Below are 8,310 nucleotides of genomic sequence, written 5' to 3' on the forward strand. Positions count from 1 at the left end.
GCCGGGCGCGCACTCCGTGCGCCTGGCTCACGCGGCACACGCCGCGCGCCGCTCTCGCGGCGTTGAGGACCCCTCTTCCAAGGGCATCCCGGGCTTCTCCTGATTGCCCCGGGCGGACGAGCGCCGACGGTTCCTTTTAGCGAACACTCCTGCCATAGTGCGCCATCGAGCCCCCTGCCGGGTCTCGTTTCCTTCCCGACAGCCTCAAGAAAGCACAGAGCACTCGGACCATGGCCGGTCATTCCAAATTCAAAAACATCATGTATCGCAAGGGTGGCCAGGACGCGAAGCGCGCCCAGGCGTTCACCAAGCTTGCCCGTGAAATCACCGTCGCCGCCAAGATGGGCCTGCCCGACCCGGATTCCAACGCCCGTCTGCGCGCGGCGATCCTGGCGGCCAGGGCCCAGTCCATGCCCAAGGAAAACATTCAGCGCGCCATTGAAAAGGCGACCAGCTCGGCCGACGCGGCCAACCTGGAGGAAATGCGCTACGAAGGGTATGGCCCCGGCAACGTCGCCGTCATCGTTGAATGCCTGACCGACAACCGCAACCGCACCGCCGCCGAGGTGCGCGCCGCGTTCAACAAGAACGGGGGCGCCATGGGGGAAACGGGATCGGTGGCGTTCAACTTCGACCGGGTGGGCCTGATCCACTACGCGGTCGCGGCCGGGTCGGCCGACGCGGTGCTGGAAGCCGCGATCGAGGCCGGCGCCGACGACGTGGAGTCGAGCGAGGACGGCCACGACATCTATTGCAAGCCCGACGATCTGGCGGCCGTGACCAAGGCCCTGGAAGCCACCCTGGGCGACGCCGAGGTGTCGCGCTTCGACTGGCGGGCCAAGGCCACCGTGCCCGTGGACGCCGCCACCGCGCCCACCTTGATGAAGTTCCTGGCCGCCCTCGACGACAGCGACGACGTGCAGCGCGTGGCCGCCAACTACGAAATCGACGACGCGGTGATGGAGTCGCTGAACGGATGAGGGTGCTGGGGCTCGATCCTGGCCTGCGCATCACCGGCTGGGGGATCATCGAAGCCAGGAACAATCACCTGAGCCACGTGGCCGACGGGGTGGTTCGTTCGGACGAGTCCCTCTCCCTGGCCGGGCGCCTCGCGCAGCTGCACCGGGGCATTCTCGCCGTCATCCAGGAATGGGCGCCCGAGACGGCGGCGGTGGAGGAAACCTTCGTCAACCGCAATCCGGCGTCCACCTTGAAGCTGGGGCAGGCGCGCGGCGTGGTGCTGCTGGCCCCGGCCCTGGCCGGCCTCGACGTGGCCGAATACCAGCCCAGCGTGGTCAAGAAGGCGGTGGTGGGCACCGGGGGCGCCTTGAAGGAACAGGTGGGCATGATGATCCGCTCGTTGTTGCCCGGCGCGCGCCTGGCCACCCCCGACGCCGCCGACGCGCTGGCGGTGGCGGTGTGCCACGCGCACCATCTTCAGGGCCTCACCGCCCTGGTCCGGGCCGGGGGCTGGCGATGATCGCCCGCCTGCGTGGCCTGGTGGACGCCGTGGGCGAGGACTGGGCGGTGATCGACGTGGGCGGCGTGGGCTATCTGGTCCACTGCCCGGCCCGCGTTCTCGGCCGCCTGCCTCCGGTGGGCGAAGCGGTGGCCCTGTTCATCGAAACCCACGTGCGCGAGGACGCCATCAGCCTGTACGGCTTCCTGGAAGCCACCGAACGGGCCTGGTTCCGGCTGCTGGCCACCGTGCCCGGGGTCGGGGCCAAGGTGGCGCTGGCGCTGTTGTCGGTGCACTCGGCGGAAGCGCTGGGCCAGGCGATTCTAGCCCAGGACAAGGCCGCGCTGAGCCGGGCCAGCGGGGTGGGGCCCAAGCTGGCCGCGCGCATTGCCTCGGAACTGCGCGATCGCGCCTTGTCGGTGGGCGCCGGTGTCCCGGTCCCGCCGGCCCCGGCCGGCGGCGCCGCCCGGGCCGCGCCCCAGCCGGTCGCGGCCGATGCCCAGGCCGACGCGCTCAGCGCCCTGGTGAACCTGGGCTACGGGCGGACCGAGGCCTTTGCCGCCGTGGCCCGCGCCGCCGCCGAGATGGGCCCGGAGGCCCCCCTGTCCGCCCTGCTGCAAGGGGCGCTGCGGGACCTGGGACGGAGCTAGGCCATGACGGACTCCGAGTCGGAACGGCTGGTTTCGGGCCGGCGCCGCGAGGGCGACGCCGACGTGGCCTTGCGCCCGCAAACCCTGGACGCATTCATCGGCCAGCGCCGCGTGCGCGAGAACCTCGCGGTGTTCGTCAAGGCGGCGCGCGAGCGCGGCGAGGCCCTTGACCACGTTTTGCTGCACGGGCCGCCCGGCCTGGGGAAAACAACCCTGGCCCAGATTGTTTCGCGCGAGCTGGGCGTGGGGTTTCGCGCGACCAGCGGCCCCATGATCGCCCGCGCCGGCGACCTGGCCGCGCTGCTGACCAACCTGGAACCGCGCGACGTTCTCTTCATCGACGAAATCCACCGCCTCAATCCCGCCATCGAGGAGGTTTTGTATCCGGCGATGGAGGATTTCCAACTCGACCTGATCATTGGCGAGGGACCGGCGGCGCGCAGCGTGCGCATTGACCTTGCGCCGTTCACCCTGGTTGGCGCCACCACCCGGGCCGGTCTGCTGACCAATCCACTACGGGACCGCTTCGGGATTCCGCTGCGGCTGGAATTCTATGAAACCGAGGAACTGGTGGAAATCGTGGCGCGCGGAGCCACCTTGCTGGGCTTGGCCCTGACCCCGGACGGGGCGCTGGAGATCGCGCGCCGCTCGCGCGGCACGCCCCGGGTGGCCGGGCGCCTGTTGCGCCGGGTGCGCGACTTCGCGGCCGTGGCCGGGCGCACCCCGGTCAGCGCCTTTGTCGCCGACGCCGCGCTCAACCGCCTGGACGTGGACGCGGCCGGCCTGGATGCCCAGGACCGCGCCTATCTGTGGCGCATGGCCGAGCACTACGGCGGGGGACCGGTGGGGGTGGAAACCCTGGCCGCCGCCCTGGCCGAGGAACGTGATACCCTGGAAGATGTCATCGAGCCCTTCTTGATCCAGCGCGGCTTCCTCAAGCGCACCCCGCGCGGCCGGGTGATGACCCGCCTTGCCTGGACCCATCTCGGCCTGGCCGCGCCGGCTTCGCCGGTCCCCGATCAACCCGACCTGCCCCTTGACTGAACGAAGAACCTCCCATGCCCTCAGCCCCCCAGCCTTCCAGCGGCGTCTGGCACGGTGACGCGCATCTTTTTCCGGTGCGCGTGCACTGGGAGAATACCGACGCCGGCGGCATCGTGTACCATTCTCAGTACTTGAATTTTGCCGAGCGGGCGCGTACCGAAATGCTGCGCTTGCTCGGTATCAGTCAGCGTGCCCTGTTGGACGCGGGTGGTCTCGCGTTCGCGGTGGCCCGCCTCACCATCGACTACCGACGCCCGGCGCGTCTCGACGACGCCTTGATCGTGGAAACCCGTGTCGCCCATGTGGGCGGGGCGATTTTGGACCTCGACCAGACGATTCGTCGCGACGACGAGGATCTTGCCCGGCTCGCGGTGCGCGTGGCCTGCCTTTCGATGGCGGCCGGCACGCCCGCGCGCCTGCCCGCCGCCTTGCGCGGCCTTTTGACCGGAACCGATCAGAAAAGACGACTCGGGGACAGGACGGACGATGGAACTGCTTTACGCTGACGCGATCACGCATCTGTTGTCCCATGTGGGAGCGGATGCCCTTGACGGCCTGTCGCGCGCGCTCACGCAGGCGGGGCATGCCATGGGATCGGGCTTCGACGTGCAGGTTCAGCCACCGGCGCCACGCTCCGCGCCCACGATGCCCGTCGAGCGCGAACTTCTGCCGGGAGCCGCCGCCACGCCCTCGCATGGCCTGGGCAGCGGAGCCAGCGGGGCCAGCGGGAGCGGCCTGACCTCGGGCGCCACGGCCCCGGGCACGGGCGCCGCCCCGGCCAGCGCGCCGCCCGCCCACCATCTTTCGGTGGTCGGGCTGTTCATGCAAGCCGACCTGATCGTCAAGACGGTGATGATGGCCCTCATGGGGGCCAGCGTGTGGTGCTGGACCATTATCATCGAAAAGTCGATCCGAATCCGGGATCTCAACCGGAAGGCGGAGCGGTTCGAGGAAAAATTCTGGTCGGGCTCGTCGCTGGAAGACCTGTTCGACCGCATTGGCCAGCGCCCGCGCGACCCGATGTCGGCGGTGTTCGTGGCCGCCATGCGGGAATGGCGCCTGGCGGCGCAGCGCCGGGGCGGCCCGGCCGGCCCGCGCCCGCTGCTGGCCCAGCGCATCGAGCGGGTGATGGGCATCACCATGAGCCGCGAACTCGACGTGGTGTCGAGTCGCCTGGGCTTCCTGGCCTCGACCGGCTCGGTGGCCCCGTTCGTGGGGCTGTTCGGCACGGTGTGGGGCATCATGAACAGCTTTTCGGCCATCGGGCAGTCGCAAGACACCAGCCTGGCCACGGTGGCCCCCGGCATCGCCGAGGCCCTGTTCGCCACGGCGCTGGGGCTGGTCGCGGCCATTCCGGCGGTGATCGCCTACAACAAGCTGTCGTCGGACATCGACCGCTACGCCGGCCGGCTGGAAGCCTTCTCGGGCGAGTTCGGGGCCATTCTCGGCCGCCAGCTCGACGATCGCGAGTAGGAGGACGCACCCATGGGAGCCTCCATCGCGCCCCGGCGCTCTTCCAGTTCGCGACGCCGGCGATCCCAGCCCATGAGCGACATCAACGTCACGCCCATGGTCGACGTCATGCTGGTGCTGCTGATCATTTTCATGGTCACCGCGCCCTTGATGACCACGGGGGTCAAGGTCGACCTGCCCCGGGCCACCACGGCGTCGCTGGGCAAGGACGACCAGGCCCTGACCGTCACGGTCGCGGCCGATGGCAGCTTGTACCTGCAAGACTCGGTGATCCCGGACACGGCGCTGGCGCCGCGCCTTCTGGCCGTCACCCAGGCCAATCCCGACGTCAAGGTGTACATTCGCGGCGATGCCGGCATCAACTATGGCCGGGTCATGGAGGTCATGGGCATGCTGCGCGCCGGCGGCCTGGAGAAGGTGGCCCTGATCACCCAGCCGGGCGCCTCGTCCCAAACGCCTCCTTCTTCCACCTCCCAGCGGCCCCGCCGCTAGACCGAACCGGGTCATGGCGTTGTGATGAAACGCGCTTTCCTTATCTCGCTGGGGCTGCACGTCCTGGTTCTGGTCTTGGTGATCGTGGGCATCCCGTTCAAGCGGCGCGATGTCACGGTGCAGGAGTCCGTGCAGGTGGTCGAGCTGGCCGAGATCAGCGACGAAACCACCTCGCGCACCGAGGCCAAGCCCACCCCGGCGCCCCCGGCCCCCCCGGCCCGCCCCGAACCCAAGCCCGAGCCCAAGCCGCCGGCCCCGCCGACGCCGCCCACGCCGCCCGTGCCCCAGCCGCCAACACCCGAGCCGCCGCCGCCGCCCCGGATCGAGCCCAAGCCCGAGCCCGAGAAACCCAAGCCGGAACCCGAGAAGCCCAAGCCCGAGCCCGAGAAGCCAAAGCCGGAACCAAAACCCGAGCCGAAGCCGGAACCCGAGCCCAAGCCCAAGCCGGAACCCGAGAAGCCCAAGCCGGAGCCTGAAAAGCCCAAGCCGGAGCCGGAGAAGCCCAAGGCACAACCTGAAAAGCCCAAGCCGGAACCGGAAAAGCCCAAGCCCGCCAAGCCGGCGCCCGATCCCTTTGATTCGGTCTTGAACGCGGTCAAATCGATGGAGCGCAGCCAGCCCACGCCACCCGCCCGCGCGCCCGCTTCACAGGCAACGTCGAATGCCACGTCGAACGCCACGTCCTCGACGCCGTCGACCACCCCGGCCAACCAGGGCGGTCGAATTTCGCAGCGCCTGACCTTGAGTGAAATCGATGCGATCCGATATCATGTAGAGAAGACCTGGACCTACAACCGTGGCGGCCGGGGAGTGGAGCAGATGGTGGTGGACGTGGCGGTGGCCATCGGCCCCGACGGGACGGTGACCAAGGCCCAGGCGCTGCTGGATTCCTCCCAGGCCAGCGATCCGTTCTACCGGGCCCTGGCCGAAAGCGCCGTGCGCGCCATCCGGCGGGCCAGTCCGCTGCCGGTCCCGCCGGACAAATACCCGTTGTTCCAAAACGGGTTCACCTTGCGGTTCGCGCCGTCTGGCGTCGACGTGAACTGATGACGTGGAATACCTTTTTGGTGTGCCGGAAGGCGTGAGAAATCGCGCCACAGGATAGCGCCTTCCGGATATGTGTTGCCTGTACATCACACTGCGGCCACAATATCGGAGCACACGCCCCAGGACCCTTGTGCGGTGCACGATACCTGTGTTCGCTTCAATGTTGGCCGGTTTCCCGCCGGAGACCGGGGAGGGTTCATGGTGACCAAAGGGAAGGATGCTTCGGCAATGATCCGACGGTGGGCGACCTGGCAAGGCCGGTGGGCCGGCTTGGCGGTTGTGATGGCGCTTGTGGTGGCCGGGGGAACCGGCCTGGACGCCCGTTCGGCCCGCGCCGAGCTGGTGATTGACATCACCCGGGGCGTCACCGACCCCCTGCCCATCGCCATTCCCGATTTCGGGGGCGCGGATGGCTCGACCCTCTCCATGGGACGCAACGTCGCCGGCGTGATTGGCAACGACCTGGGCGGGTCGGGCCTGTTCCGGGTGCTCGACAAGGCCGCCTACCTCGACCCCCTGCCCACCTTGGCCTCGATGCCCCAGTTCCCCAGCTGGCGCGCGCTCAACGCCCAGGCCCTGGTGCAAGGCGAGGTCCAGGCCCTGCCCGACGGGCGGCTGCGCATCGGCTATCGGCTGTGGGATGTGTTCGCGGGCACCCAGGCCCTGGGCCGCGCCTTCACCGTCCAGCCCAACAACTGGCGCCGCGCCGCCCACATGATCGCCGACGACATCTACAAGGCAATCACCGGCGAGGGCGGCTATTTCGATACCCACATTGTCTATGTCGCCGAAACCGGCCCCAAGAATAACCGGGTCAAGAAACTGGCGATCATGGATCAAGATGGCGCCAACCAGCGGATTCTCAGCACGAACGAGTCGCTGGTCATGACGCCCCGCTTCAGCCCCAGCGCGCAGGAAATCACCTACCTGAGCTACTTCAACGGGGTGCCTCGCGTTTACCTGTTCAACATCGAAACCGGCCGGCGCGAACTGCTGGGCGACTTCCCCGGCATGACCTTTGCCCCGCGCTTCTCGCCGGACGGCAACAGGGTCATCATGTCGATGGCCAAGGATGGCAACACCGAACTGTACGAAATGGATCTGCGGACCCGGCGCGCCACCCGCCTGACCAATCACCCCGCGATCGACACCTCGCCCAGCTACTCGCCCGACGGCCGCCAGATCACCTTCAACTCGGATCGCGGCGGCTCGCAGCAGCTCTACGTCATGAATGCCGATGGCTCGGGCGTGCAGCGCATCAGCTTCGGCGATGGCACCTACGCGACGCCGGTGTGGTCGCCGCGCGGAGACCTGATCGCCTTCACCAAGATGAAGGGCGGCCGCTTCTATATCGGCGTGATGAGAACCGATGGCAGCGGCGAGCGCATCTTGTCGGAAGGGTATCTGGTGGAAGGCCCCAGTTGGGCCCCCAATGGCCGTGTGCTGACCTTCTACCGCGAGGAAAGAGCGGGCCGGCCAACGTTGTACGTCGTGGATCTTACCGGACAACATGAACGCATGATCGGAACTTCAACCGAGGCCTCCGATCCTGCCTGGTCCCCCCTGTTGCCGTAAAACATCGGCCGCTGACCTTCTTTACTTTTCCTTCGCGACTCCTCTTGTGTTTGGACGCGATTTCGATCACAAACATCTCTGGAATTTCCGGACTTGAGTGAGGCGTCCAGCATTCCACCCTTTCCATGCCGACCGGCCATCTTGACGACTGGTCGCACAGCTTTAACTCGGGAGTTCTTTTCAATGATGAAGTACGGTTTCCTCGGAGCCGCTGCCGCCATGTTGTTGCTGTCGGCTTGCTCGACGCCCTCCGAAACGGGTGCCGCCGGTGCCGGTGCCGGTGCCGGTGTGGCCACTGCCCCCGCTCCGGGCACCATCGCCGAATTCCAGCAGGTCGTGGGTGACCGCGTGCTCTTCGGCTTCAACGAATACAGCCTGACCAGCGAAGCCCGCACCACGCTTCAGAAGCAGGCCCAGTGGCTGAACCGCTACCCGACCTTCGCCCTGACCGTGGAAGGCCATGCCGACGAGCGCGGCACCCGCGAGTACAACCTGGCTCTCGGCGAGCGCCGCGCCAACTCCGTGAAGGAGTTCCTGGTCGGTCAGGGCGTGACCCCGAACCGTCTGCGC

Annotated in this window: 10 protein-coding genes; all 10 read left to right on the forward strand. The window is 68.1% G+C overall.

The window, feature by feature from the left end; translation table 11 throughout:
* Positions 1–230 precede the first annotated feature (230 nt).
* Positions 231–980, forward strand: coding sequence for a YebC/PmpR family DNA-binding transcriptional regulator (locus ROR02_RS15450; RefSeq protein WP_147164945.1), 750 nt, complete (start codon positions 231–233; stop codon positions 978–980).
* Positions 977–1,480 carry a crossover junction endodeoxyribonuclease RuvC gene (ruvC, locus tag ROR02_RS15455; protein ID WP_147164947.1) on the forward strand — a complete coding sequence of 168 codons (504 nt, stop codon included), beginning with the start codon at positions 977–979 and terminating at the stop codon, positions 1,478–1,480. The genes ROR02_RS15450 and ruvC overlap by 4 nt, the downstream gene beginning before the upstream one ends.
* Positions 1,477–2,109: a Holliday junction branch migration protein RuvA gene (gene ruvA / locus ROR02_RS15460; RefSeq protein WP_147164948.1), complete on the forward strand. Its 633-nt coding sequence runs from the start codon at positions 1,477–1,479 to the stop codon at positions 2,107–2,109. The genes ruvC and ruvA overlap by 4 nt, the downstream gene beginning before the upstream one ends.
* Positions 2,110–2,112: 3 nt before the next feature.
* Complete coding sequence (gene ruvB, locus ROR02_RS15465) at positions 2,113–3,153, forward strand: Holliday junction branch migration DNA helicase RuvB (RefSeq protein WP_147164949.1); 1,041 nt, start codon at positions 2,113–2,115, stop codon at positions 3,151–3,153.
* Positions 3,154–3,167: 14 nt separating this feature from the next.
* Positions 3,168–3,659: a tol-pal system-associated acyl-CoA thioesterase gene (gene ybgC, locus ROR02_RS15470; protein ID WP_147164950.1), complete on the forward strand. Its 492-nt coding sequence runs from the start codon at positions 3,168–3,170 to the stop codon at positions 3,657–3,659.
* Positions 3,640–4,626, forward strand: coding sequence for a protein TolQ (gene tolQ, locus ROR02_RS15475; protein ID WP_307725157.1), 987 nt, complete (start codon positions 3,640–3,642; stop codon positions 4,624–4,626). The genes ybgC and tolQ overlap by 20 nt, the downstream gene beginning before the upstream one ends.
* A gap of 12 nt (positions 4,627–4,638) precedes the next feature.
* A complete protein-coding gene (gene tolR, locus ROR02_RS15480; RefSeq protein WP_147164951.1) occupies positions 4,639–5,118 on the forward strand; it encodes a protein TolR in 480 nt (159 codons plus the stop codon).
* Between the two features lie 24 nt (positions 5,119–5,142).
* Positions 5,143–6,165, forward strand: a complete 1,023-nt coding sequence (locus tag ROR02_RS15485; protein ID WP_147164952.1) for an energy transducer TonB — start codon at positions 5,143–5,145, stop codon at positions 6,163–6,165.
* Positions 6,166–6,393: 228 nt separating this feature from the next.
* Positions 6,394–7,740, forward strand: a complete 1,347-nt coding sequence (gene tolB / locus ROR02_RS15490) for a Tol-Pal system beta propeller repeat protein TolB (protein WP_147164953.1) — start codon at positions 6,394–6,396, stop codon at positions 7,738–7,740.
* A gap of 288 nt (positions 7,741–8,028) precedes the next feature.
* Positions 8,029–8,310 (forward strand): OmpA family protein (locus ROR02_RS15495; protein WP_246135588.1); only part of this gene is annotated, 282 nt, incomplete at its 3' end.

Origin of the sequence: Pararhodospirillum oryzae (assembly GCF_007992075.1) — a bacterium.
Lineage (GTDB): Bacteria > Pseudomonadota > Alphaproteobacteria > Rhodospirillales > Rhodospirillaceae > Pararhodospirillum > Pararhodospirillum oryzae.